Source organism: Microbacterium sp. (assembly GCF_026393345.1).
Lineage (GTDB): Bacteria > Actinomycetota > Actinomycetes > Actinomycetales > Microbacteriaceae > Microbacterium.
Genome location: NZ_JAPLAI010000034.1, coordinates 21,348 through 45,646 on the forward strand (window position 1 = coordinate 21,348; position 24,299 = coordinate 45,646).

Here is a 24,299-nt window from a genome sequence, read left to right on the forward strand (position 1 = left end):
GCACAACGGCCGGAATCCGCCGGTCATCGGCAGCTCAGGGGACGGGGTGCTCTGCGTCGTAGGCGCGGAACCCGGGGTTGAACCGCACCAGCACTCCGACCAGCGCGATGATGAGGAAGCCGCCGAGGAGTGGCGGGAACCACAGCGTCGTCAGTGTGGCGAGAGCGCCCGCGTAGAGCGCCCCGATGCGGGGGCCGCCGGCGACGACGACCATGAAGACGCCCTGCAGCCGGCCGCGCATGCTGTCCGGGACCGCGGACTGCATCATGGTCGACCGGAAGATGGCGGAGACGTTGTCGGCCGCCCCGGAGACCGCCAGCACCACGCAGGCCAGCACGATGAGGACCGTGTTCGCGGAGGTCTCACCGACCGTGTCCGGCGCGAACCAGCCGAGCTGCGCGGCCAGCAGTACCGCGCCGAACAGGGCGATCGCCGCCCCGTACACCTGGATGGAGCGTTGGATGCCGACGCCGTGCGCGCGCACCCGGCCCACCGGCCCGGAGAACAGACTCGACAGGAACGCCCCGGCGGCGACCGCGGCGGTGAGGATGCCGGTGGTGATCGCGCCGCCGCCCAGGAGCACCGCCCCGATGCCGGGGAACAGGGCCAGCGGCTGCCCGAAGGTCATCGCGATGATGTCGAGGATGTACTGCAGCCGGATGTTAGCCGCCCCCTTGAGGAACCGCATCCCGTCGCGGAGCGATTCCAGCCCGGGTTTGACGATGACGCCCTCCGGCCGGATCGCGGGCAGCGTCCACAGCCCGAGGAACAGCGAGGTCATGAGGACCACGTCTATCGAATACGTCCAGGCGTAACCGGCGAACGCCACGAGGACACCGGCGAGCGCGGGGCCCGCCATCACCATGATGCCGACGGTGATGCCCTGCAGCGCCGCGGCTGCCGGGAGCAGTTCGCGGGGGAGAAGGCGGGGCGTGATCGCCGAGCGGGTGGCGCTGACGATCGAGTTCGCGGCCGAGTTGACGATGCTGAGCGCGTAGAGCCACCACACCGTCTCGTTGCCGGTCCACGCAAGGATCGCCAGCAGCAGGGTGGAGGCGAACGTGACCGCGGCGGCCGAGAGGGCGACCACGCGACGGTCGAAGGCGTCCGCCAGCATCCCGCCGTAGAGTCCGGCGAGGACCATGGGTACGAGGCCCGCCACCGCCACCATCGCCACCGCGAGGTCGGAGGAGGTCAGGGCGTACACGTGCAGCATGACCGCGACGATGGTCAGTTGCCCGCCCATGCCGGAGAGGGTCGATCCGATCCACAGGCGCGTGAACGCGGGACTGGTGCGGAAGGGACGCAGGTCGATGAAGTGGCGGGCGCCGAGCCTCGCCATCACCGCGGGGTTCCGAGGGCGGGGGTGTGCAGCACGTCTGCGAGGCTAGCCGGTCCGCGAGGGGGAGTGGTGCGCACGTTCGCCCCCGCATCCGTTCGCTGGTAAGCTATGGAGGTTGCCGTTAGATCGGCCGCGGATGAAGAGAGCTCGCACATTCTGTGACGGGCGCCGCGCAATGAGCAGAGAGGGGATCGAATCTATGGCTCTGGAAGCAGAAACCAAGAAGGCGATCATCGAAGAGTACGCAACGCACCCCGGTGACACCGGATCCCCCGAGGTGCAGGTCGCGCTGATGACGCAGCGCATCAAGGACCTCACCGAGCACCTCAAGGAGCACAAGCACGACCACCACTCGCGTCGTGGCCTGTTCCTGCTCGTGGGTCAGCGCCGTCGTCTGCTCGGCTACCTTCAGGACATCGACATCACGCGTTACCGCAAGCTGATCGAGCGCCTCGGTCTGCGTCGCTGACGCAGACCCGAAAAGCGCAGTCTTGAAGCGAGTGCCGGCGTCAGCCGGTGCGAGTCGCCGCTCACGCAGCGCATCCCGCGTATATCGCTTTCTCGAAGGGCCGTCCCACGGTGTGGGGCGGCCCTTCGTCGTACCCCGCTCCTCCTGACCGCGAAACGGGTTCTGGGCCCCGAGGCCCGGGGATTTACCCACGGTTTCGGGGCCCAGAACCCATCTCGGTGTCAGCCGGCGGTCAGGGACGCGTCAGGATGCGGCCGCGGCGCGCGCGGCGACCAGGTCGGGGTGGTGGAGGGCGGCCACGTCCGGGTGGGCGCGCAGCCGCGACTTCAGCGCGTTCTCGCCATAGGTCGCGTAGATGGGGTTGTCCGGGTCCTCGGTGACGCCCGCGGCCTCGGCGGCGAGTTCGGCCGGCAGCTCGAGCAGCGGCAACCGGGAGTCGAGCGCCGGGTTGAAGAAGAACGGCACGGAGATGCGATCGTCCGGGTACTTCGGCGAGATCACCCGGTGATTCGTGGCGATGAGGTAGCCCTGCGTGGCGTACTCGAGCAGTTCGCCGATGTTCACCACGAAGGCGCCTGGTACCGGGGGAGCGTCCACCCACTCGCCGTCGCGCTGCACCTGCAGGCCGCCCTTGCCGGGCTCGACCCACAGCAGCGTCAGAACACCGGAGTCCTTGTGTGCGCCGACGCCCTGGGCCCACGCGGCCGGAGGCTCCGCGTCGCGCTCCGGCGCGGCGTGGAGGGGCCGTGGGGGTTGGGGGGTCGGGTCATCCTTGCCGGGGTAGCGGACGATTTTGATGAGGGTCTGCGGGTCCTCGAAGTGCTGCTCGAAGAAGTCCGGCGCGGCGCCCAGGGTTTCGGCCCACGCGCGCAGCAGCCGGCGGGCGACGCCGGTGAGGTGGTCGTGCCACTCGCTGACGACATCCTTCAGCTCCGGCTGCGCGGCCGGCCACAGATTCGGGCCCACGAGCCGGTCGAAGTCGTTCACCGGCTCGGCGATCGGCTCGCGCTCCGGACCGATGTCGATCTGCTCACGCCAGTCCACGCGGCCCTGCGTGAGCTCGCCGCCGATGCGGGTGTAGCCGCGGAAGTGCGGGCTCTTGGTGTTCTCGATGGCGAGCTTGTCGGCCTCGGGCAGGTCGAAGAACCCGCGCGCCGCCGACAGCAGTCGCGCCTCGAGCTCCGGCGTCACGCCCGTCCCCACGAGGTAGAAGAATCCCACCTCGTGCGTGGCCTGCCGCAGCTGCGCACGGAACGCGGCCGCGGATTCCTCGCCCTGGTCGAGAAGGGACAGATCGAGAACGGGAAGGTTGAGATCGCTCATGCTTCGACGCTACGTCCCCGTGCGGGATGCTGTCGCAATGTTGCCGAGCATTACCTCGCGGCCGAGTTGGCGAAGCGGGGCGACCGCGATTAGTCTTACCGAGGTTAGGCGAACCTAACCAGCCCAGACAGATCGGATCCGCCGTGCTCGCGACTTTCCTCATCGGGCTGCGTGAGGGACTCGAGGCGGCGCTGGTCATCGGCATCCTGGTGGCGTATCTCATCCGGATCGGCCGGCGCGACGTACTGCCCCGCCTCTGGATCGGTGTCGGCCTGGCGGTTGCGCTCGCGCTCGCCGTCGGCGCGATCCTCACCTTCGGCGCGTACGCACTCACCTTCGAGGCGCAGGAGATCATCGGCGGCACGCTGTCGCTGCTGGCGGTGGGCCTGGTGACCTGGATGATCTTCTGGATGCAGCGGGCCGCGCGCACGATGAAGCGCTCGCTGGAGGGTGGAGTCGACCGGGCGCTGGCGACCGGGTCGCTGTGGGGCATCGTCCTCATCGGCTTCGTCTCCGTTGCCCGGGAGGGCATCGAGACGACGCTGCTGCTCTGGTCGATGGTGCAGTCCTTCGGCGCCGAGCCGCTCGCCCTCACAGGCGCGCTGGTGGGCCTCGCCATCGCCGTCGTGCTCGGCTGGCTCATCGCGCGCGGCGCGGTGCGGCTGGACCTGCGGACCTTCTTCACCTGGACCGGCGCGTTCCTCATCATCGTCGCCGCCGGGGTCCTGGCATACGCCGTCCACGACCTGCAGGAGGCCGGCGTCTTCCCCGGCCCCTTCACCGCCGCCGCGCCCGTCGGGGCGACCGGCGCGGTCGCGGTCGGGTGGGCGGGCTTCCCGTTCGGCTGGGCGTTCGACGTCACCGCGACGATCCCGCCCGCCGGCTGGCTGGCCGCCGTGCTGCAGGCCACGGTCGGCTTCATGCCGCAGATGAGCTGGCTGCAGGTGCTCGGCTGGGCCGCGTACGTGCTGGTCGTCGGCGGCGTCTTCGTGCGCACCCACCGGCGTTCCGGCCGCCGCGCCGCCGCCGCATCCGCGTCCGCTTCCTCCGTCCCTGCCTCACCGCCGCACATCGTGTCCGCCCCACAGCAAGGAGCATCATGACCCGCCACCGTTCCCTCGGCGCGCTCGCCGCCGTCGGCATCGCCGCGCTCGCCCTCACCGGCTGCGTCGCCAAGGCCGACGCGGCCGCCGCGACCCTGAGCGTCAGCTCCACCGACGATGCCTGCGAGGTGTCGGCCACGACAGCCACCAGCGGGACCCTGGCCTTCGAGGTCACCAACGACGGCACCCAGGTGAGCGAGTTCTACCTGCTCGCCGAGGACGGACTGCGGATCGTCGGCGAGGTGGAGAACATCGCCCCCGGTGCCTCGCGCACGCTCACCCTCGTCGCGCAGCCGGGCGACTACTTCACGCTCTGCAAGCCCGGGATGCTGGGTGAAGGCGTCGGACGCGCCGGCTTCTCCGTCACCGGTGACGCGGTCGAGGCCAGCGGCGACGACGCGGAGCAGAAGCAGCAGGCCGTGGCACTGTATGGCGCGTTCGTGAAGGACCAGGTCGAGAAGCTCGTCCCCGCCGTCGCCGCCTTCACCGACGCCTACGTCGCCGGTGACGACGACACCGCGCGTGCGCAGTTCCCGCAGGTGCGCGCGTACTACGAGCGCATCGAGCCGGTGGCCGAGTCGCTCGGCGACCTCGACCCGCGCATCGACTACCGCGAGGTCGACGCGGTCGCCGAGGGTCTGGACTGGACCGGCTTCCACCGCATCGAGAAGGACCTCTGGGTCCCCGCACAGGACGCCCTCAACGCCGACGACGAGACCCCGGCCTGGCAGGACTGGAACCCGTCTACCGCCGACGAACGGCAGCGGTACGCCGATCTGCTCGTCGCCGACATCGCCGAGCTGAACGACTACGTCCACAGCGACGACTTCACCGCCGCCCTCGACGAGCAGGGCATCGCCGGAATCTCCAACGGCGCGATCGCTCTTCTCGACGAGGTCGCTAACGGCAAGATCACCGGTGAAGAGGACTGGTGGAGCGGCACCGACCTGTGGGACTTCGCCGCGAACGTTGAGGGTTCCAAGATGGCGTACGACCTGGTGCGCGACTTCGCCGTCGCGCAGGGCGCGGAGGGGGAGGAGCTCGTCGATGAGATCGATGCCGGCTACGCCGACCTCGACGCGCAGCTGGCCACGTACGGCAGCCTGACCGACGGGTTCGTGACGTACACCGACCTGACGGATGCGGACAAGCGCACCCTGACGGACCTCATCAACGCCCTCGCCGAGCCGCTGTCGCAGCTCACCGGTACCGTTCTGTCGTGACCGAGACGCCCGACGCCGAGGGGACCCCGGATCCGGAGACGGACCCGGGGTCCCCTCGGCGCGGGCTCAGCCGTCGCGGCCTGCTCGGGCTCCTCGGCGCGGGCGCGGCGGGCCTCGCGGTCGGCGGCGCCGGCGGGGCGGCGATAGCCGCTTCCGTCGCTTCGGCAGCAGGCGCGGGCGTCCCGGGAGTCCATCCCTTCTTCGGCGCCCACCAGTCGGGCATCACGACGCCGGTGCAGGAGCATCTGCACTTCGCCTCCTTCGACGTGCACGACGACACCACCCGGGATGACCTCATCGCGCTGCTGCAGGACTGGTCCTATGCGGCCTCGCGGATGACGCAGGGCCTCGATGTGAGTGCCAGCGGCGCGGTCGGCGGCTCGCCACAGGCGCCTCCTGACGACACCGGTGAGGCGCTGGGCCTGCCCGCCGCGGCGCTGACCATCACGATCGGGTTCGGCCCGACCCTGTTCGACAAGGATGGTGTCGACCGGTTCGGCATCGCCTCCCGCCGGCCGGACGCCCTCGCCGTGCTGCCCCGATTCGTCGGCGACGACCTCGACCCGCTGGCCTCCGGCGGCGACCTGTGCATCCAGGCGTGCGCAGACGACCCGCAGGTCGCCGTGCACGCCATCCGCAACCTCACGCGCATCGCGTTCGGCCGGGCGAGCCTGCGCTGGTCGCAGCTCGGCTTCGGCCGCACCTCCAAGACGACGTCCGCGCAGTCCACACCGCGGAACCTGTTCGGCTTCAAGGACGGCACCGCCAACATCCTCGCCGACGACGCGGACGCCCTCGACGGGCACGTCTGGGTCGCGGAATCCGACGGCCCCGCGTGGCTGGTGGGCGGCAGCTACCTCGTCGCCCGCCGCATCCGTCAGACCATCGAGGTCTGGGACCGGCTGCGGCTCGCCGAGCAGGAGCGCAGCGTCGGACGCAGCAAGGGCGAGGGCGCACCCCTGTCGGGCGGCGGCGAGTTCACCCCGGCGGACTTCAACGCCGCCGGTGACACGGCGGCTCCGGCCATCGACCCGCGGGCGCACGTGCGCCTCGCCCACCCGGACGCGAACGGCGGCATCCGGATGCTGCGCCGCGGCTACAACTTCGTCGACGGCAACGATGCCCTGGGCACGCTGAACGCGGGGTTGTTCTTCCTCTCGTACCAGCGCTCGCCCGAGCAGTTCATCACCGTGCAGCGGGCACTGTCGACCGACCTCATGTCGGAGTACCTGCGCCACGTCGGCTCGGGCGTGTGGGCCGTGCCACCCGGCGCGACGCCGGGGTCCTATGTCGGCGCGGGGTTGTTCGCCTGAACCGCGGGTGCCCTCAGACGCCCGGGCGGTTCATGTCGGGGATCGTGATGGGCGTGGTCTGCCCGGAGCTGCCCTTGTTCAGGAACGCCATCGCGATGCCCTTGAGCAGCTTGTCGAAGACGTAGAAGCTCGCGGGTGCCACCGGGATGAGCCCGTCGCGAACCTTGATGTAGAGGGGCCAGCCGGTCTTGATGAAGGCCTTCGAGACGTAGTCCCGCGTGAGTCCGAGCCAGTCGCCGATGTCATCGCCCAGCTGGTACCGCACGAACTCGTTCAGGAACCCGCGGGTGACCCCGAGGTCGATCTGAGCCGTGAGTCCCAGCAGGACCTCGGCGAGCTCCTGCCCCTCGGGCGTCCAGGCGAGCTTCGGGGTGAGGATCTGGTCGGCCTGGGCGTGCGCGTCGGCCCAGGTCGCGGGGATGTACTCATCGCGCACGCCGAGGAAGTGGAGCGCCAGCTGCCACGAGTGCAGGAAGGCCTCCTCATCGGCGGCGGTCATCTTCACGCCCCACTCCTTCAGCTTCTTGTGCGCGAACGTGCCGGTGCTGTGGAAGGTCACGAGGATGTCGCTGTTGCTGATCGGGATCTGCTCGTCCGCGACCGCCTTCCAGTACGGCGACTTCGGCAGGATGTGGCGGACGGTCGCGTGGACCATGCGGGTCTTGTTCGCCGTGACTACGAACTGGCCGCTCGGGTCGAACGCGTTGACATCACCCAGGTCGTAGCCGAACGTGAAGGTCTTCGCGGCACGGTCCTGCATGTCGGCGCCACCCTTGGACCAGTACACCGACTTCGCCTCGCGGGGGATGACGGTGCTCATGATGCCGCCGCCGATGCCGTAGACCATGAACAAATAGATGTCCATGCGCCGGTTGAAGTCCGCGGCGCGCCGGATCTTCGCCGCATCCGCCCAGGCCGGCATCGTGACGCTCTGTGCCAGCCAGGCGGACAGCTCCGGTGGCAGCCCCGCCGGCAGCGGGTGGTTGTTGTTCACCCACGGCGCGATCGCCGTGTTGACGGCCGGTACCTGGCCGGCGTCGGTCACGGCCGCCATGATGCGGTCGATGTCGTCGTCCCACACCCACTGCGGGTCGGTGCCCGAGCCGGTGCCGAGCACCGATCGAGCGGGCGACCAGGACCAGGCAGCCTGCGGGGCCAGGACCCCGGTGAGACCGAGGGCGGCGCCCAGGGTGAGGACGGAACGTCGGCTGATTTCGGACATACGTCACCTGCTTCAAAGCGCGATGGGCCCTGCCGCGTCATCGTCTTCGATGCCGGAGTGTACGGGAAACACCATCTGGGAGGAATGTGATTGCCCGTTAACTTATGGGTCGATCTGCGTGAGCGCAAGACCCTCTCTGCGCGGGATTCAGTGCCGGGTCGGGCCTGTCGGCTCTCGTGGTGACTCGCGCGGACGGCGGGAGCCGGTGGGATCGTCGCGGCGCCCCTCCCGCGCCGCGAGCGCCGGGTCGGCGAACAGCCAGGCGGGACGCGGCTCCACCAGCGGCCGGAAGAGTGTGCGGACCGGACGCGTGGCCAGGCCCAGGGCTATGAGGACCGCGGACACGCAGACGATCGGCAGCCAGATCCAGGTGGGTTCGAGATCCCGCAGCGCACCCGACTCGCGGAAGGGATAGAGCACGAACGAGTGCAGCAGGTAGATGTACATCGTGTACTGCCCGAAGTGCGTCCACCAGTGCTGGCCCCGTGGCAGGAGCAGCAGGAACGCGGCCATCAGGAGGACGGCGATGAGCATCAGCGCGATCCGCACGCCGCCCGCCCACCACTCGGTGCCGCCGAGTTCGGCGTACGCATCGTCGTAGAAGAGCCAGGTACGCAGGTTCACGTCGCGCCACACGTCGATGAACGACCAAGCGGCCGCGGCGGCTGCCACGAACGCTGCGACGGCCGCGACGACCGCCCACCAAGGGCGCCGGTCGAGCAACCGCCAGCGCGCCACGACCTCGTGCTCACGGAGCCACCAGCCCAGGGTGAAGAAGGGCAGCAGCCCCAGGGTGCGGGAGAGCGACAAGGTGGAGTCGATGTTGGGGAGATAGCCCACCCCGATCGAGATCACGACAGTCCACAGCAGCGGCCAGCGCAGCAGCGCGAGATACGGCAGCACGAGGCGGAAGATGCCGAGGGCGAGAAGGAACCACAGCGTCCAGGAGGGCTTCGTGGGGTTCGGGTTGGCGCTGCCCTCCACGATCCACTTCGTCACCGTCCACACCGTCTCGAAGATCAGATAGGGCAGCAGGATGTCGGTGACGATCCGCGCCATCTGGCGACGCCCGGGCGGGGCGGATTTCGAGAAGTAGCCGGAGATCACGGCGAACGCCGGCATGTGGAACGCGTAGACCACGAGGTACAGGGCCAGGGCGGTATCCGAGTCGTAGGTCATGCGCTGGGTCGCGTGGCCGAGGATCACCAGCACGATGCACGCGAATCGGGCGTTGTCCCAGAACGGGACGCGGCGGCGCGGCGGCGGAGGGGAGTCCGGGATGCTGTGGCTCATGGCGCGGCCAGACTATCCGTCCGCGTGGCGCCTGCGCCGGGGGGTTGTGCGCCGGCGATATCCTGGCGTCGAGCGGGGGGAATCCATGGCATGACCATCATCGACAACGCGCGCGAGCGGGACGAGGCGATCCGCGATCTCGACTGGCACGTGTTCCCCGCGGGCGCCGAACGCGATGTCGTGGCGGCGCCCAGTGGTCTCCTCGCCCGGGTGACGGCGGGGCCCGCCGACGCGCCCCGTGTCCTGCTCGTGCCGGGCGTAACGGGCTCGAAGGAGGACTTCATCCTCATGTTCCCGCTGTTCGTCGCGGCGGGATACCGGGTGGAGTCGTACGACCTGGCCGGTCAGTACGAGTCCGCGCAGGCCGGTCCGCAGAACCTCGATCCGCCTCGTGCCCGCTACGACTACCGGCTGTTCATCGACGACATGATCGCGGTGCTCACCGCATCCGATACCCCCGCGCACGTGCTCGGGTACAGCTTCGCCGGGCTGGTGGCGCAGCAGGTGCTCGTGGAGCGCCCGGAGCTGTTCGCGAGCCTCACCCTGCTCACCGCACCGCCCGCGAGCGGCCAGGTGTTCCGCGGGGTCAAGCGGATCGGACGCTTCTCGGATGCGGCGAGCCCGCGCACCGGGGCATCGCTGCTGCTGTGGGGGATCCGCAACAACCTCAACCGGGTCGGGCCGCAGCGGCTCGCCTTCGTCCGCGAGCGGTTCGCGCTCACCCGCCGCGACAGCGTGGACGACATCGTGGGACTCATGATGGCGACGCCCGATGTGGTCGACGCGGTCGCCGCGATCCCGATCCCGAAGCTCGTCGCCTCGTCGGCGCACGACCTGTGGCCGGTCGCGCAGTACCGCGCCTACGCCGCCCGGATCGGCGCGGAGCTCGCGGTGTACGAGACCGGGCACAGTCCGTGCGAGACCGCCCCCCACCAGCTGAGTCGCGACATGCTGGCCTTGTTCGCCGGAGCGTGAGTGCGGGAATAACCTGGCGCCCCCTGCGTTCTTCCAAGTACATTCAATTGCATAGAAACGGATGCCGACCGCATCCGGGAATCGGAAGGACATCGTGAGCGACACCACGCCCACCGCGCAGCACACCGCGGAAGCGCCCCAGGTACAGTTCGGCCTGTTCACCGTCAGCGACATCACGCGCAACCCGGTGACCGGGCAGACGCCGAGCGAGGCGGAGCGGATCCGCGACACGATCGCGATCGCGAAGCACGCGGAAGAGGTGGGCCTCGACGTGTTCGCGCTGGGCGAGCACCACAACCCGCCGTTCTGGTCTTCGTCGCCCACGACAACGCTCGCGTACATCGCCGGTCAGACGGAGCGGCTGATCCTGTCGACCGCGACCACGCTGATCACCACGAACGACCCGGTGAAGATCGCCGAGGATTACGCGATGCTGCAGCACGTGTCCGGCGGCCGGGTCGACCTCATGCTCGGCCGCGGCAACACCGGGCCGGTCTACCCCTGGTTCGGCAAGGACATTCGGCAGGGGCTGCCCCTCGCGATCGAGAACTACGCCCTGCTGCACAAGCTGTGGCGTGAGGACGTCGTGGACTGGGAAGGAAAGTTCCGCACCCCGCTGCAGGGCTTCACCGCGACCCCGCGTCCGCTCGACGGTGTCGCACCGTTCGTCTGGCACGGATCGATCCGCACTCCGGAGATCGCCGAGCAGGCCGCGTACTACGGCGACGGCTTCTTCGCCAACAACATCTTCTGGCCGGCCGAGCACTACCAGCGCCTCATCGGGCTGTACCGCCAGCGCTACGCCCACTACGGCCACGGCACGCCCGAGCAGGCCATCGTCGGTATCGGCGGCCAGGCGTTCATGCGCAAGAACTCGCAGGATGCGGTGCGCGAGTTCCGCCCCTACTTCGACAACGCGCCGGTGTATGGTCACGGCCCCGCGATGGAGGACTTCGCCGAGATGACCCCCCTCACGGTGGGTTCGCCGCAGCAGGTCATCGATCGGTACGCCGGGATGCGGGAACTGTACGGCGACTATCAGCGCCAGCTCTTCCTCATGGACCACGCCGGCCTGCCGCTGAAGACCGTGCTCGAGCAGATCGACCTGCTCGGTGAGGAGGTCGTGCCGGTGCTCCGCCGCGAGTTCGCGAAGAACCGCCCGGCCGAGGTGCCCGACGGCCCCACCCACGGTGCGCTCGTCCGCGCCGCCTACGGCGACGGACCCGCCCGTGAGGCGCGGCCGCGCGCCAACCGCGGCGACAACCTCACCGCCGGATCCCCGTACGAGGACAGCCCGCAGCCTGCGGGTGCCGCGTTCGGGCTCGGCCGGTCGGAGGCGTGAGATGAGCGAGCGTCGCATCGCCGTCGTCTCGGCGGGCCTGTCGAACCCCTCGTCCACCCGGATGCTCGCCGACCGGATGCTGGCCGCCACCGCGCGGGAGCTCTCCGCCCGCGGGATCGAGGTGAGCGCCGACACGTTCGAACTGCGCGACTACGCACATGACCTGACCAATAACCTGCTGACCGGGTTCGCCCCGCCGGCGCTGGAATCGGCGCTGAACACCGTCTTCGCGACCAGCTACTCCGGGCTGTTCAAGTCGTTCGTCGACGTGCTCGACCCGGACGCGCTGCGCGGCACCCCGGTGCTTCTCGGCGCCACGGCGGGCACCCCGCGGCACTCGCTGGCGATCGACTACGCCATCCGGCCGTTGTTCGCCTACCTCCACGCCGACGCCATGTCGACCGGCGTGTTCGCCGCGTCCTCCGACTGGGGCGCCGCGGCCGACCAGGTCGCGCCGCTCTCGGAGCGCATCGACAAGGCGGCGCGCGAACTCGCCGACGCGATCGCCCGGCGGGATCCCGCCGCATCCCGCGACCCGTTCGATCCCGCGCACTACCTCGGCGAGGGAAAGTCGTTCGGGCACCTGCTCGGAGGACTGGCGGGGGAGTAGTCGCGCGATAGCGTCGGAGGATGACGACCGGCTTCGACTTCTCCACCGACACCGCGCGCCTGGATCGGGCACTCGTCCACCGCTGGCTGAGCGAGGCGTCCTACTGGGCGCGCGGTCGGGAGCGCCGGGTGCAGGATGCGGCGATCGACGGGTCCCGCAACTACGGCGTATACGCCGCCGACGGGCGGCAGGTGGCGTATGCCCGCGTCGTCACCGACGGGGCCACCTTCGCCTGGGTGTGCGACGTGTTCGTCGATCCGGCGGCGCGCGGCCACGGGATCGGCAAGACGCTGCTGGCCGGTGTCGTCGCCGACCTCGAGCCGCTGGGGCTGCGACGGATGGCGCTCGCGACCGCGGACGCACACGGGCTGTACGAGCAGTTCGGGTTCGAGGTGCTGGCGACGCCGGAGCGGTGGATGGTCCGCGGCGCGAACTGAGCGAGCGCGGCACGGTTCGCCGCCGCGCGGTCAGCCGCCGGGGACGCTTCGCGCCAGCACGGCGTCCAGAGACAGGCCCAGGGCGAGTGCCACCGTGATCGACACCAGGATCGCCGCGATCGGGCCGCCCGGGACGAGCGTCGCCACCGCCGCGCCGATGACGGCCTGATACGTGGCCCACAGCGTCGCGCCAGCCGCCGTGACGCCCGCGAAGCGGAGCGCCGGCAATCGGGATGCTCCGGCGGTGAGGGTGACGGCGAGTCGCGCGAACGGGATGAACCGTGCGACGAAGAGTGTGGATGCGGTGCGCCGCTGGAGCCGGGTGCCCGCCCACGCGAGGCCCGCCAGGACGCGCGGGTGCCGCATCCACCGCCATCGGTCAAGGCCCACGGTGCGGCCCACCGCGTAGCAGCAGAGATCGCCGCAGAAGGCCGCCGCCGCGGCGACCGCGATGACCGCGACCAGCGGCGGCGCTCCCGCCGAGACCGCGAGTGCGCCCGCGGCCGTGACCGCCACCTCTCCCGGCACCACCACGAGCAACGCGTCGGCGAACACCAGCAGCGCGATCGCGGGCAGCGCCCACGGTCCGCTCGCCAGGGCGACGGCATCCTCGGTCACACCGGCAGGCTCGCATCGCCGGGTGAACGGAGTGCGAACGCGCGGCCGGGTGACCGGCCGGCGAGCATCCGGTGAACTCTGCGTCGAGAGACGTGCGTCGCGGGTCCGCGGTAGCGGTGGCGCGTCACGCTGGACGCGTGAGAGTCGCGTTGATCGCCGAGTCCTCCCTGTCGCATGTGAACGGCGTCACGAATTCCGTCCGGCAGGTGCTGCGTCATCTCTCGGATGCGGGGCATGATGTGCTGCTGGTCGCCCCGCGCGTGGCGGGCGCAGAGGCCGATCCGACGGCGCAGACCGCACTGGTCGCGTCGCTGCCGCTGCCGTCGTATCCGCAGGTGCGAGTGGTCGTCATCGGCGCGGGCCGGCTCGCGGGCATCCTCCGAGAGTTCCGGCCGGACGTGGTGCATCTGGCGTCGCCGTTCGTGCTCGGCTGGCAAGGGGTGCTCGCCGCCGACGCGGTGCGCGTCGCCTCGGTCGCCGTCTATCAGACCGACGTGGTCGCGTACACCGCCCGGTACGGCATCCCGCAGGCCACCGAGGTCGCCGCCCGGCACATCGCACGGCTGCATCGGAGAGCGACGATGACGCTCGCCCCGTCGTCCACCTCCCTCGCGCAGCTGCAGGATCTCGGGGTGGACCGGCTCCGGCGCTGGGGTCGAGGCGTGGACGGCGACCTGTTCCACCCCGACCGCCGCAGCGACGCGTGGCGGGCGAGCATCGCACCCGGGGCACGCGTCATCGGCTACGTCGGACGCCTGGCGCCGGAAAAGCAGCTCGAGGACCTCGCCGCACTTCAAGGACTCCCCGGTACACGACTGGTGCTCATCGGTGACGGACCGGCACGGCCAGCATTGGAACGGACGCTTTCGGATGCCGTGTTCCTCGGGCAGCTGTCCGGCACGGCGCTGGCAGAGGCGATGGCGAGCCTCGACGTGTTCGTGCATCCGGGGGAGAGCGAGACGTTCGGCCAGACGATCCAAGAGGCTCATGCCAGCGGGGTCCCCGTAGTCGCGACGGGCGTCGGCGGCCCGGTCGACCTGGTGCGCTCGAGCGTCGACGGCTGGTTGTACCGGCCGGGCGACCTCGCTGATCTCCGCGGGCGCGTGGCAGATCTCCTGGGCGACGAGGCGAAGCGGGTCGCGTTCGCGCACGCCGCGCGGGCGGGGGTGGCCGGCCGCACGTGGCGGGCGCTGTGCGCGGAGCTGATGATGCACTACGAGGAGGCGCGCTCGCTGCGCCGGATCGACGATGCAGCGCTCACGCGCGCCCACCCGCGTCCGGCGCTGCCCGCACCGCCGCAGGGACGTCCGCGGTGGTCGAGCTACATCGCCCTCGGCGACTCGCTCACCGAGGGGCTGCACGACGGGTCGCGGATGCCGGACGGCGTCTATCGCGGCTGGGCAGACCGTCTGGCGGGGCTGCTCGCCCAGTCCGTGCCGCCGGGGACGACGTTCCGGTTTGCGAATCTGGCGGTCCGCTCGCGGCGGATGCGCGACCTCACCGGCGATCAGATCCCGCGGGCGGTGGCACTGCGTCCCCGCCTGGTCTCGATTCTGATGGGCCACAACGATCTCGTGGGCCACGGCGCCGACCCGGTCGCCATGTCGGCCGAACTCGAGACCGGCGTGGCACGCTTGCGGGCAGCAGGATGCGACGTGCTGCTCGTGACGCTCTTCCTGCCGCGTCGGCGCGCCTCACGCATGTTCGCGCGGCGGATCGCCGTGTTCAACGCCCAGCTCCGCCGGATCGCGGACGCGCACGACTGCATGCTGCTGGATCTGGACGCGCACGCCGCCATCGGCGAGGGCGAGATGTGGGCCGACGACAGGGTGCATCTCGGCTCACGCGGTCACCGCTTCCTCGCGTATCGCGCCGCGGAGCTGCTCGGCGTGCCGGATGCGGAGGCACTGGGTGGACTAGACGCCGCTCTGCACGACGACGAGCCGACGGCCGGCTGGGGCTGGCTCCGTCGAGACGTGCTGCCGTGGCTCTGGCGCCGGATGCGGGGCCGCACGGCCGGCGACGGACGTCGCGCCAAGCACGACGACTACGTGGAGTTCCCGCGTCCGGGCGGCCGCCGAACCCGCGCCTGACGCGACGCGTTCGCGACGAACTCCGCAGATATACGCGAACCTCGCAGGATTTTTGCGAAAGGATGCGGAGTTCGCGCGATTCTGCGGAGTTCATCTGCCGCATCCGGGCCGGGCTCAGTACCAGCCGGTGTTCACGGAGTGCGACCAGGCGCCGCAGGGGGAGCCGTAGCGGCTCCTGATGTAGGACAGGCCCCAATCGACCTGGGTGTTGCCGTTCGTGCGCCAGTCTGCCCCGGCCGAGGCCATCTTCTCCGCAGGCAGCGCCTGCGGGATGCCGTAGGCGCCGCTGGAGCGGTTCAGTGCGTCCGCGCGCCAGCCCGATTCGCGGTTCCACAGCAGCACCAGGCACTGATACTGGTCGTCGGCCCAGCCGTAGCGTGCGAGTGCGCCGCGGGCGTACGCCTTCGCGCCCGCCGGATCGACCGTGACGCCGGTCGGCGCGCTGCCGGTGCCAGTTCCGCCGGAGCCGGTCCCGTTTCCGCCGGAGTTCGACGAGCCGGACCCGCCGGACGTACCGGACCCACCGGGGCCCGACGTGCCCGAGCCGCCCGTGCCCGATGAGCCCGACCCGCCGGCACCGCCGGCCGCGGCGGAGGTCGCGGTCTGCTGCCCCAGCCGGTACAACCGCTCGGTCTCCGCCGTCGTGTTCTTCAGCGTGGCCAGCTGCGCGTACATGGTCGACAGCTGGTCGGAGGCCGCCGACACCGCGCCGGCCTCCGCATCCGCTGCCGTCCGCGCGGCGGAGGCGGTCTCCTCGGCGGTACGGGCCGCCTCATCCCGGGCGACCCGCGCCTCCTCCGCCTGTGCCTGCAGCGCCGCCGTCGTCGCGGCGGTGCGCTGGGTCTGGGCGACCAGGCCTGCCCACGTCGTGCTCAGGCGATCGAGCAGGCCCAGCCGCCGCAGCAGCGACTCCGGCTCGGCGGAGGTGAGGAGTCGCGCGAGCAGCGTGCTGTCCGAGCGGGTGCGGTACAGACCCGAGGCGATGCCGGCCAGCTGGCCGCGCCGGGTGGCGAGCTCCGCCTGCGCCTTCTCGCTCTGGGCGGTCAACGCGGCCGCCCGGCTCGTCGCGGCATCCGCGAGGGAGCGTGCCTCCGCCGCCGCGGCCGCCTGCGCCAGCGCGGCCGCCGAAAGCGAGGCCGCGCGGGCCTCGGCCTCATCGAGCGCACCCTGCAGCCTTGTCACCATGGCAGCCGTGGCGGCTTGGTCCTGGCGCGCGTCCTGCACATCGGACCAGGATGGCGGTTCGGTCGCGGCCGCCGGGTCGACGGTGCCGCCGACCACGAGGACGACCAGCGCCACCGCACACAGCCACGCACGTCGGGCGGGCGCGGGTCGCGAAGGCATGCGCTCACGCTAACGGCCGCGGGACCTCCGCCACCAATGCGGGGACCCGGGCGGAGGGGGGACGCCCCGCATCCGGCCGGTCAGCCCTCCATGCCCTGCTCGAACGCATCGAACTCGAGCTCGCGGATCAGTTCCTCTCGATCGATGCGTTCCTCCGGGTCGATGGTCGGCCCGGGGGTCTCGTACTCCGCCTCGTCGTCGATCGGCACCTCGCGCTCGTCGTCGTTCGTGGTGGGGATGTCCGGATCACTCATCGCCGTGCTCCCGTCGTCGTCGGTGGGTGTGTGCCGCCCACGATAGGCCGACCGGGCGCGCGGTGCCACGGATGCCCTGATGAGGGGGCTCGCTGATAGGGTGGATGAGGCTGCCCCTCCGGGCGGTCGTCAACTACATACGAGTTGTATGGAGCAGGCCGGCAGGAAGCTGGTCCCCTGTGGTGGGTTCCCCGTCGACCGACATCGTGTCGCCGGGTGGTCTTCTACTGGTGGCCAGCGCAGGCGATGCGCACAACACATCGCGCGCCCATAATCTGCCTGTTCCTGCTCCTTCGCGCGTTGCTCGTCGCCCACACGGGGCGGCGAGCCTAAACAAAGAAGGAGGGACCTCTTGGAAGGTCCAGAAATCACCGCCGCCGAAGCCGTTCTCGACAACGGCCGCTTCGGCACCCGCACCATCCGTTTCGAGACCGGCCGTCTCGCCCAGCAGGCGCAGGGCGCCGTCGCTGCCTACCTCGACGAAGAGACGATGCTGCTCTCGGCCACCAGCGCCGGAAAGCACCCCCGCGAGGGCTTCGACTTCTTCCCGCTGACCGTCGACGTCGAAGAGCGTTCGTACGCCGCCGGCAAGATCCCCGGCTCGTTCTTCCGTCGTGAGGGCCGCCCCTCCACCGAGGCGATCCTCGTCTGCCGCCTGATCGACCGTCCGCTGCGCCCGTCGTTCGTCGACGGCCTCCGCAACGAGGTTCAGATCGTCGTCACCGTGCTCTCCATCGCCCCCGGCGAGTTCTACGACGCGCTCGCGATCAACGCCGCCTCGCTGTCGACCCAGATCTCCGGTCTGCCGTTCTCCGGTCCCATCGCCGGTGTGCGCCTCGCGCTCATCCCCGGTCAGGGCGAGCACGCCGACCAGTGGATCGCGTTCCCGACCGCCGAGCAGCTGCAGGAGGCCGTGTTCGACCTGATCGTCGCCGGCCGCGTGCTGCCCGACGGTGACGTCGCGATCATGATGGTCGAGGCCGAGGCCACCGAGCACAGCTGGAACCTCATCCGCGCCGGCGCCGTCAAGCCCAGCGAAGAGATCGTGGCACAGGGCCTCGAGGCCTCGAAGCCGTTCATCACGCAGCTCGTCGCCGCGCAGAACGTCGTCGCCTCGACCGCCGCCAAGGAGATCCAGGCGTACCCGGTCTTCCCGGCGTACACCCCTGAGGTGTTCGAGTTCGTGTCGGCGAGCGCCGCCGCCGAGCTCTCCGGCATCTACCAGATCGCCGACAAGGTGGAGCGTCAGAACGCCGACGACGCCCTCAAGGACCGCGTCAAGGCAGAGGTCGCCGCGGCGATCGAGGCCGGCACGCTCCCCGCGTCCGCCGCCGGCGAGGTCAGCGGTGCGTACAAGTCGGTCACCAAGAAGATCGTCCGCGGCCGCATCCTCACCGACGGTGTGCGCATCGACGGCCGAGGACTCGCCGACATCCGTCCGCTGGACGCCGAGGTGCAGGTCATCCCGCGCGTTCACGGTTCGGCGATCTTCCAGCGCGGCGAGACCCAGATCCTGGGCGTCACCACGCTGAACATGCTGAAGATGGAGCAGCAGATCGACTCGCTGTCGCCCACGACCAGCAAGCGCTACATGCACCACTACAACTTCCCGCCGTACTCGACCGGTGAGACCGGTCGAGTGGGCAGCCCCAAGCGTCGCGAGATCGGGCACGGCTTCCTGGCCGAGCGCGCCCTCGTGCCGGTGCTGCCCTCGCGCGAGGAGTTCCCGTACGCGATCCGTCAGGTCTCCGAGGCTCTGAGCTCCAACGGCTCCACCTCGATGGGCTCGGTCTGCGCCTCGACCCTGTCGCTGCTCAACGCCGGTGTGCCGCTGCGCGCACCCGTCGCCGGCATCGCGATGGGCCTGGTCTCGGACGAGGTCGACGGTCAGACGCGGTACGCCGCGCTGACCGACATCCTCGGCGCCGAGGATGCTCTGGGTGACATGGACTTCAAGGTCGCCGGTACCAGCGAGTTCGTCACCGCGATCCAGCTGGACACCAAGCTCGACGGCATCCCGACGTCGGTGCTGGCCGCCGCGCTCACGCAGGCGAAGGAGGCGCGTCTCACCATCCTGAACGTGCTGAACTCCGCGATCGACGCTCCGGACGAGATGGCGCCGACCGCGCCGCGCGTGATCAGCGTGCAGATCCCGGTCGACAAGATCGGCGAGCTGATCGGCCCGAAGGGCAAGACGATCAACGCGATCCAGGACGAGACCGGCGCGCAGATCTCGATCGAGGAGGACGGCCTCGGCCGAAGCCGCTCGCGCACAGGTCAACGCGATCGCCAATCCCACCAACCCGGAGGTCGGCGAGCAGTTCCTGGGCACGGTCGTGAAGATCGCCACCTTCGGTGCGTTCGTGTCGCTGCTGCCGGGCAAGGACGGCCTGCTGCACGTCAGCGCGGTCCGCAAGCTCGCCGGTGGCAAGCGCGTGGAGAACGTCGAGGACGTGCTCTCGGTCGGTCAGAAGCTGCTGGTCAAGATCACCAAGATCGACGACCGCGGCAAGCTGTCGCTCGAGCCGGTCACCGACGAGTCGACGGACCAGGATGGCGAAGCCGTGGAGGCTCCCGCCGAGGCCTGATCCTCTCGCCGTTGCGGCCCCGATCCTGTTCGCAGGGTCGGGGCCGCAGTGCGTGATCAAACAGTTATGGAATGTTGTGCCATCCGGCGCCGCAATGCGTCGGGTGGGCGGGGGGCTGCCTTACTCTCGAAGGAAGCGTCGGTCCTAGACGCAGCCACACCACGTCGACCGGCCACGATCTGCAACGGCGAGGGGGGTGCGCATGAAGATCTTCGGGATCGGCACATCGTCACCTGCCGTGACCACGCATCCGTCCGCACCCATCCCGGTGCAGGGCCCCGGAGTCGGCGCCGGCATCCGCGTCCCCCTGGGCGACGGCGGCCCCGGCATCTTCCCGCTCATGCTCGGCGGGGCGGAGTTCGGGTGGAACGTCGAACTCACCGCCGCGCACGCGATCCTCGACGCGTACACCGAGGCCGGGGGCAACGCGATCCACACCGCCGACAGTTTCAGCGGTGGGCGCAGCGAGCACATCATCGGGCAGTGGGTTCACACGCGCGGTGTCCGCGACGACGTCGTGCTCGCCGTGCGCATCGGGCACCACCCCGATCACCCGGGCCTCGGGCCGGTCAACCTCGTGCGCGCCGTCGAAGCGTCGCTCACCCGGTTGCACACCGACCGCATCGATCTGCTGTACCTCGACGCGACCAGCGGCACGTCGTCGCTGGAGGAGACCCTCGCCACCGCAGCCTGGCTCGTCGAGACCGGGAAGGTCCGCCAGCTCGGCGCGTTCGGCTTCCGTGCCGAACAGCTCGTCGAGGCTCGCATCCTGTCCTCCGCCGGTTACCCGCACTTCACCGTGCTGGACGTGCCGTACAACGTGCTGCGCCGCGACGAGTTCTCCGGCGACCTGCGTCTGGTCGCGGGCGCGCAGGGCATGGTCGTCACCCCGTCACATCCGCTCGAGCACGGTTTCCTCGCCGGCGGCGTCCGCCGTCGCGAGCAGATCACGTCGGTACGGGCCGGGCAGCTCGCCGCCGGGCTCACCAAGCGCGGCAACCGCACGCTCCGCGCCCTCGACGCGATCGGCGCCGAGCTGGGCGTCCCGGATGCCGCCATCGCCGTCGCGTGGCTGCTGTCGCAGCGGATCGTCGCGGCCCCCATCGTCAACGCCTACGCCGTCTCGCACATCGAAGAGCTCGTGCAGGGCGTCGGGGTGCGGCTCACCCGCGCACAGCTGGCCGACATCGCCCGCGCGTCGGAGTAGCCGGATAGGCTGGACGGGTCCGCCTCCGGCGGTCCCCCCCGCCCCTGACGAAGCGAGCTCCCGCGTGACGCATTATCTGTACCTGGTGCGTCATGGTGAGCACCAGGACGCCGAACACGGCATGGTCGACGGCCCGCTGTCCGCCCGCGGTCGTCGTCAGGCGGAGTTGATCGCGGACCGTCTCTCCGGTGTCCCGCTGGATGCCGTCTGGCACTCGCCTCTCGTCCGGGCGGCCGAGACGGCGCGCGCCGTCGCCGAACGCCTGCCCGCGCTGAACCCCGAACCGTCGTCACTGCTGTTCGACTGCATCCCGACCGGGATGACGCCCGAGACCCCGGCCTCCTTCGAGCCCTTCTTTGGCTCGATCACCGAGGCGGAGATCGATGCCGGCCGTGCGCAGATGGCCGACGCGCTCGGGGCGTTCCTCGTACGCAAGCCCGGGGATGCGCATGAGCTGCTCATCACGCACAACTTCGTCATCAGCTGGTTCGTCCGTGAGGTCATGGAGTCGCCCGAGTGGCGATGGATGACGCTCAACCAGGCGCACTGCGGCCTCACGGTGCTGGCGCAGAAGCCCGGCCGCCCGTGGACGCTGGTGTCGCACAACGACCTCGCGCACCTGCCGTTCGAGTTGCGCACCGGCCTCCCCGAGGTCCCGCCCGTCTGAGCCCCTGCGTGCCTCGCCTCTTTGAGTGGCACGTAAAGGGGGTGAGCTGCGTGCAGAGGGGTGGGTCGCGAGCGGGTGCGGCGTCAGGCCAGGGCCTTGCGGTGCCAGCGCGTCGCGTTCGGGTTGTCGTTGTAGGGCTCGATGGACTCGAAGCCCGACCGGGCGTAGAGGCCGCCGGCGGCCTCGAGCGAGTGGTGCGTGTCGAGCACGAGATCTACGGCCCCGGCCTCCCGGGCCCGACGCTCCAGGTCATCCAGGATGAGCCGGCCCCACCCGCGACCGCGGCCCGCGGGCCGGACGAACAGGTGCTTCACCTCGAACCGGATGCCGGCCGGAGTGTCGGCGAGACGCCGGATGCCCCCGCATCCGCCCGCGACGCCGTCATCGTCGTCCAGCACGACGAACACGCCCGCGGGCGGGAGGAACGCGGTCGGGTCGGGGAACGTGGTGCGGTAGCCGCCGCCGGGGAATCCGGCCGCCCGCACGCCGAAATACTCCGCCAGCAGGGCATGTGCATCGGGCTCATCGACTCCGGAGGGACGCAGGCGCACCATGTCTTCGACCCTACGCCGCCTAGGCTGGAGGCATGACAACGCGCGTGGCCATCGTGGGCGGAACCGGAAAGCTCGGGAGCATCATCCGCTCCGTCGTCGAGACGGAGGACGGGTATGAGGTGCATGCCGTGCTGGGTTCCGGCGACGACGTTTCCGCGCTCGAGGGTGCGGACCTGGTGGTGGATGCGTCCACCCCGGCGGTGTCGATGGGCATCGTGCGGGCGGCCATCGAGCGGGGCATCAACCTGCTCGTGGGCACGAGCGGCTGGTCGGAGGAGCGCATCGCCATGGTGCGGCCGCTCGTCGCGTCCGCCGGCACCGGCGCCGTTTTCATCCCCAACTTCTCGCTCGGCTCCGTGCTCGGCACCGCCCTCGCCGCCGCCGCGGCGCCCTTCTTCGGGTCGATCGAGATCATCGAGGCCCACCGCGAGACCAAGATCGACTCGCCGAGCGGCACCGCCGTGCGGACTGCCGAGCTCATCGCCGCTGCCCGCGCCAGCGCGGGTCCGGTGCAGTCGCCCCACGTGGACCAGCGCGCCCGCGGCCAGCAGGTCGCGAGCGTGCCGGTGCACTCGCTCCGCCGCCCCGGCGTCGTGGCCCGGCAGGACGTGATCCTCTCCGGCCCGGGGGAGTCGCTGACCATCACGCACGACACCGTGGAGCCGGCGCTGGCCTACGCCCCCGGCATCCGGCTCGCCCTGGCGGGCGCGCGCGACGCGAGCGGCGTCGTGGTGGGCTTGGATGCCTTCCTCGACATCGGTATCGGGCCGGCCCGTGCGGACACCACCGCGAAGCCCTTCGCCGACGACACCGTCCCCGGCCAGGTTGCGCGGGCGACCAGCGCATGAGCGCCCGGATCGGCGTCGCCGTCATCGCGGCCGCCCTCGCCCTCTACATCGTGGTGGCGGGGCAGCGTGCCGTGCTGTTCCTGACCAGCGGCGAGCCCGTGGGCATCGTCATGGGTCTTGCGCTCATCGTGCTGCCGCTGATCGCGGTCTGGGCCCTCGGCCGCGAGATCCTGTTCGGTGTGCAGGCGGAGCGCCTGGGTCGCCGGCTTGAAACCGAGCATGCGCTGCCCGAGGAAGAGCTCGCCGCCCGCCCCAGCGGCCGGGTCCTGCGCGAAGAAGCGGACGCCGTCTTCCCGCGCTACCGCGAAGCCGTGGAGGCCGCGCCGGAGGACTGGCGCGCGTGGTACCGGCTGGGCCTCGCCTACGACGGCTCCGGCGACCGCCGCCGCGCCCGCGCCTCCGTCCGGACCGCGATCCGGCTTGAGCGCCGGGCGCGGCGTACGGCAGCGGCGTAAGGGTACGGCCTAGGTGTTCTTCCCCGTGAGGTTGTGATCGTCTGAGGTAGGCGAAGACCTCCGGGACGATGTGGGTACCACCCTCACATCAGATACCCGGAGGTCTTCGTGACTCACGCTAACGCTCCCTTGACGCCGGAAGGGCGTCGTCGGCTTGCTTCGTTGATCGTGTCGTGGATGGCGGCTGGGCCGTGCGTCGGGCTGCGGAGCGCTTTCAGTGCTCGCCGGCGACGGCGTCGCGGTGGGCTCGTCGGTATCGGACGGGCGTGCCGCTGATCGATCGCAGCTCCCGGCCGCGGTCGATGCCGTCGAGGTCATCGCAACGGCTCGAGCGACGGATCATCGCTCTCCGGTTCACGAGACGCTGGGGACCGCACCGGATCGGCTACCACCTCGGCGTTCCGCGCTCCACGGTCGGGCGGGTCCTGGATCGGTATCGGATGCCGCTGCTGCATCACCTCGACCGGGCCACAGGTCTGCCCGTCCGCAAGCCGAAGCCAGAACGCTACGAGAAACAGACGCCAGGCGAGCTCGTCCACGTCGACATCAAGAAGCTTGGGATCATTCCCGACGGGGGCGGCTGGCGCGTCCACGGCCGCAACTCCACGCAGGCCCGCCGGGTTGCAGCGGCATCCGATCGCGCTGCTCGACGGGGCGCTTCCCCCTCGCGCGGCTACGTGTTCCTGCACCACGCCGTTGACGACTGCACCCGACTGGCCTATTCCGAACGGTTACCCGACGAACGCAAGGACACCGCCGCCGCGTTTTGGGTCCGCGCCCGAGCATTCTTCGCGGAAGCCGGGATCACGGTCACGAGCGTGATGACCGACAACGGTTCCTGCTACCGATCCCACGTCTTCGCCGCCGCACTCGGCGAGGCAGTCAAACACCGCCGCACCCGCCCGTTCCGGCCGCAGACCAACGGCAAGGTCGAGCGCTTCAACCGCACCCTCTCAGACGAATGGGCCTACGCGAAGCCCTACAGATCCGAAGCCGAACGCGAAGCCGCCTACACAGAC

The 24,299-nt window shown here is 70.5% G+C and carries 21 protein-coding genes and 2 pseudogenes; 15 read left to right on the forward strand and 8 right to left on the reverse strand.

From position 1 onward, the window contains the following. Positions 1-34: 34 nt before the first annotated feature. On the reverse strand, positions 35-1,342 hold the full coding sequence (locus NT132_RS04720; protein WP_297785581.1) for an MFS transporter: 1,308 nt from the start codon (positions 1,340-1,342) through the stop codon (positions 35-37). A gap of 199 nt (positions 1,343-1,541) precedes the next feature. Here NT132_RS04720 and rpsO point away from each other — a divergent pair, with 199 nt between their 5' ends. Then, complete coding sequence (gene rpsO, locus NT132_RS04725; protein ID WP_297785584.1) at positions 1,542-1,811, forward strand: 30S ribosomal protein S15; 270 nt, start codon at positions 1,542-1,544, stop codon at positions 1,809-1,811. 243 nt (positions 1,812-2,054) lie between these two features. Here the strand turns inward: rpsO and NT132_RS04730 are convergent, their stop codons facing one another. Continuing rightward, positions 2,055-3,134, reverse strand: a complete 1,080-nt coding sequence (locus NT132_RS04730; protein ID WP_297785588.1) for a 2-oxoglutarate and iron-dependent oxygenase domain-containing protein — start codon at positions 3,132-3,134, stop codon at positions 2,055-2,057. Between the two features lie 143 nt (positions 3,135-3,277). Here NT132_RS04730 and efeU point away from each other — a divergent pair, with 143 nt between their 5' ends. Genes efeU through efeB form a run of 3 tightly spaced genes read left to right on the forward strand, consistent with a single transcriptional unit; the run spans position 3,278 to position 6,773 of the window. After that, positions 3,278-4,237: an iron uptake transporter permease EfeU gene (gene efeU, locus NT132_RS04735; RefSeq protein WP_297785590.1), complete on the forward strand. Its 960-nt coding sequence runs from the start codon at positions 3,278-3,280 to the stop codon at positions 4,235-4,237. Then, positions 4,234-5,460 carry an iron uptake system protein EfeO gene (gene efeO / locus NT132_RS04740; RefSeq protein ID WP_297785593.1) on the forward strand — a complete coding sequence of 409 codons (1,227 nt, stop codon included), beginning with the start codon at positions 4,234-4,236 and terminating at the stop codon, positions 5,458-5,460. Before efeU ends, efeO begins: the two co-directional genes overlap by 4 nt. Then, entirely contained in the window at positions 5,457-6,773 is a 1,317-nt protein-coding gene (gene efeB, locus NT132_RS04745) for an iron uptake transporter deferrochelatase/peroxidase subunit (protein WP_297785596.1), read from the forward strand. Before efeO ends, efeB begins: the two co-directional genes overlap by 4 nt. 13 nt (positions 6,774-6,786) lie before the next feature. On the opposite strand, the gene NT132_RS04750 is transcribed toward efeB, so the two are convergent. Together NT132_RS04750 and NT132_RS04755 are read right to left on the reverse strand one after the other, a co-directional pair. Then, complete coding sequence (locus NT132_RS04750; RefSeq protein ID WP_297785599.1) at positions 6,787-7,995, reverse strand: oxygenase MpaB family protein; 1,209 nt, start codon at positions 7,993-7,995, stop codon at positions 6,787-6,789. 147 nt (positions 7,996-8,142) lie between these two features. Next, on the reverse strand, positions 8,143-9,288 hold the full coding sequence (locus NT132_RS04755; protein WP_297785602.1) for an acyltransferase family protein: 1,146 nt from the start codon (positions 9,286-9,288) through the stop codon (positions 8,143-8,145). Between the two features lie 90 nt (positions 9,289-9,378). Here NT132_RS04755 and NT132_RS04760 point away from each other — a divergent pair, with 90 nt between their 5' ends. The 4 genes from NT132_RS04760 (at position 9,379) to NT132_RS04775 (ending at position 12,652) form a co-directional block, all read left to right on the forward strand. Beyond that, on the forward strand, positions 9,379-10,263 hold the full coding sequence (locus NT132_RS04760) for an alpha/beta fold hydrolase (RefSeq protein WP_297785605.1): 885 nt from the start codon (positions 9,379-9,381) through the stop codon (positions 10,261-10,263). A gap of 94 nt (positions 10,264-10,357) precedes the next feature. Beyond that, positions 10,358-11,605 (forward strand): LLM class flavin-dependent oxidoreductase, encoded by a 1,248-nt coding sequence (locus tag NT132_RS04765; protein ID WP_297785607.1) that lies wholly within the window; start codon positions 10,358-10,360, stop codon positions 11,603-11,605. A 1-nt stretch (position 11,606) separates the two neighbouring features. Beyond that, the gene (locus NT132_RS04770) at positions 11,607-12,215 is read left to right on the forward strand and encodes a CE1759 family FMN reductase (protein ID WP_297785609.1); all 609 of its coding nucleotides are present in this window, start codon (positions 11,607-11,609) and stop codon (positions 12,213-12,215) included. 20 nt (positions 12,216-12,235) lie between these two features. After that, positions 12,236-12,652 (forward strand): GNAT family N-acetyltransferase, encoded by a 417-nt coding sequence (locus NT132_RS04775; RefSeq protein WP_297785612.1) that lies wholly within the window; start codon positions 12,236-12,238, stop codon positions 12,650-12,652. Positions 12,653-12,682: 30 nt separating this feature from the next. On the opposite strand, the gene NT132_RS04780 is transcribed toward NT132_RS04775, so the two are convergent. Beyond that, on the reverse strand, positions 12,683-13,270 hold the full coding sequence (locus tag NT132_RS04780) for a VTT domain-containing protein (RefSeq protein WP_297785615.1): 588 nt from the start codon (positions 13,268-13,270) through the stop codon (positions 12,683-12,685). A 137-nt stretch (positions 13,271-13,407) separates the two neighbouring features. Between NT132_RS04780 and NT132_RS04785 the strand changes: the two genes are divergently transcribed. Next, positions 13,408-15,363, forward strand: coding sequence for a GDSL-type esterase/lipase family protein (locus NT132_RS04785; RefSeq protein WP_297785618.1), 1,956 nt, complete (start codon positions 13,408-13,410; stop codon positions 15,361-15,363). A 114-nt stretch (positions 15,364-15,477) separates the two neighbouring features. Here NT132_RS04785 and NT132_RS04790 read toward each other — a convergent pair whose 3' ends face one another. Next, positions 15,478-16,707 (reverse strand): hypothetical protein, encoded by a 1,230-nt coding sequence (locus NT132_RS04790; RefSeq protein WP_297785621.1) that lies wholly within the window; start codon positions 16,705-16,707, stop codon positions 15,478-15,480. A gap of 80 nt (positions 16,708-16,787) precedes the next feature. After that, positions 16,788-16,961, reverse strand: coding sequence for a hypothetical protein (locus NT132_RS04795; RefSeq protein WP_297785624.1), 174 nt, complete (start codon positions 16,959-16,961; stop codon positions 16,788-16,790). 352 nt (positions 16,962-17,313) lie between these two features. On the opposite strand from NT132_RS04795, the pseudogene NT132_RS04800 reads away from it, so the two are divergent. The 3 genes and pseudogenes from NT132_RS04800 (at position 17,314) to NT132_RS04810 (ending at position 21,423) form a co-directional block, all read left to right on the forward strand. Beyond that, positions 17,314-19,549 (forward strand): annotated as a pseudogene (locus NT132_RS04800) (polyribonucleotide nucleotidyltransferase). A gap of 202 nt (positions 19,550-19,751) precedes the next feature. Beyond that, on the forward strand, positions 19,752-20,756 hold the full coding sequence (locus NT132_RS04805) for an aldo/keto reductase (protein WP_297785627.1): 1,005 nt from the start codon (positions 19,752-19,754) through the stop codon (positions 20,754-20,756). A gap of 64 nt (positions 20,757-20,820) precedes the next feature. Continuing rightward, the gene (locus NT132_RS04810; RefSeq protein WP_297785631.1) at positions 20,821-21,423 is read left to right on the forward strand and encodes a histidine phosphatase family protein; all 603 of its coding nucleotides are present in this window, start codon (positions 20,821-20,823) and stop codon (positions 21,421-21,423) included. Positions 21,424-21,506: 83 nt separating this feature from the next. Here the strand turns inward: NT132_RS04810 and NT132_RS04815 are convergent, their stop codons facing one another. Continuing rightward, positions 21,507-21,977, reverse strand: coding sequence for a GNAT family N-acetyltransferase (locus tag NT132_RS04815; protein WP_297785634.1), 471 nt, complete (start codon positions 21,975-21,977; stop codon positions 21,507-21,509). A 32-nt stretch (positions 21,978-22,009) separates the two neighbouring features. On the opposite strand from NT132_RS04815, the gene dapB reads away from it, so the two are divergent. The 3 genes and pseudogenes from dapB to NT132_RS04830 all read left to right on the forward strand — a co-directional run. Then, positions 22,010-22,825, forward strand: coding sequence for a 4-hydroxy-tetrahydrodipicolinate reductase (dapB, locus tag NT132_RS04820; RefSeq protein WP_297785637.1), 816 nt, complete (start codon positions 22,010-22,012; stop codon positions 22,823-22,825). Next, positions 22,822-23,280 carry a tetratricopeptide repeat protein gene (locus NT132_RS04825; RefSeq protein WP_297785640.1) on the forward strand — a complete coding sequence of 153 codons (459 nt, stop codon included), beginning with the start codon at positions 22,822-22,824 and terminating at the stop codon, positions 23,278-23,280. The genes dapB and NT132_RS04825 overlap by 4 nt, the downstream gene beginning before the upstream one ends. A gap of 108 nt (positions 23,281-23,388) precedes the next feature. Then, positions 23,389-24,299: pseudogene (locus tag NT132_RS04830) on the forward strand (IS481 family transposase); the annotation flags it as partial.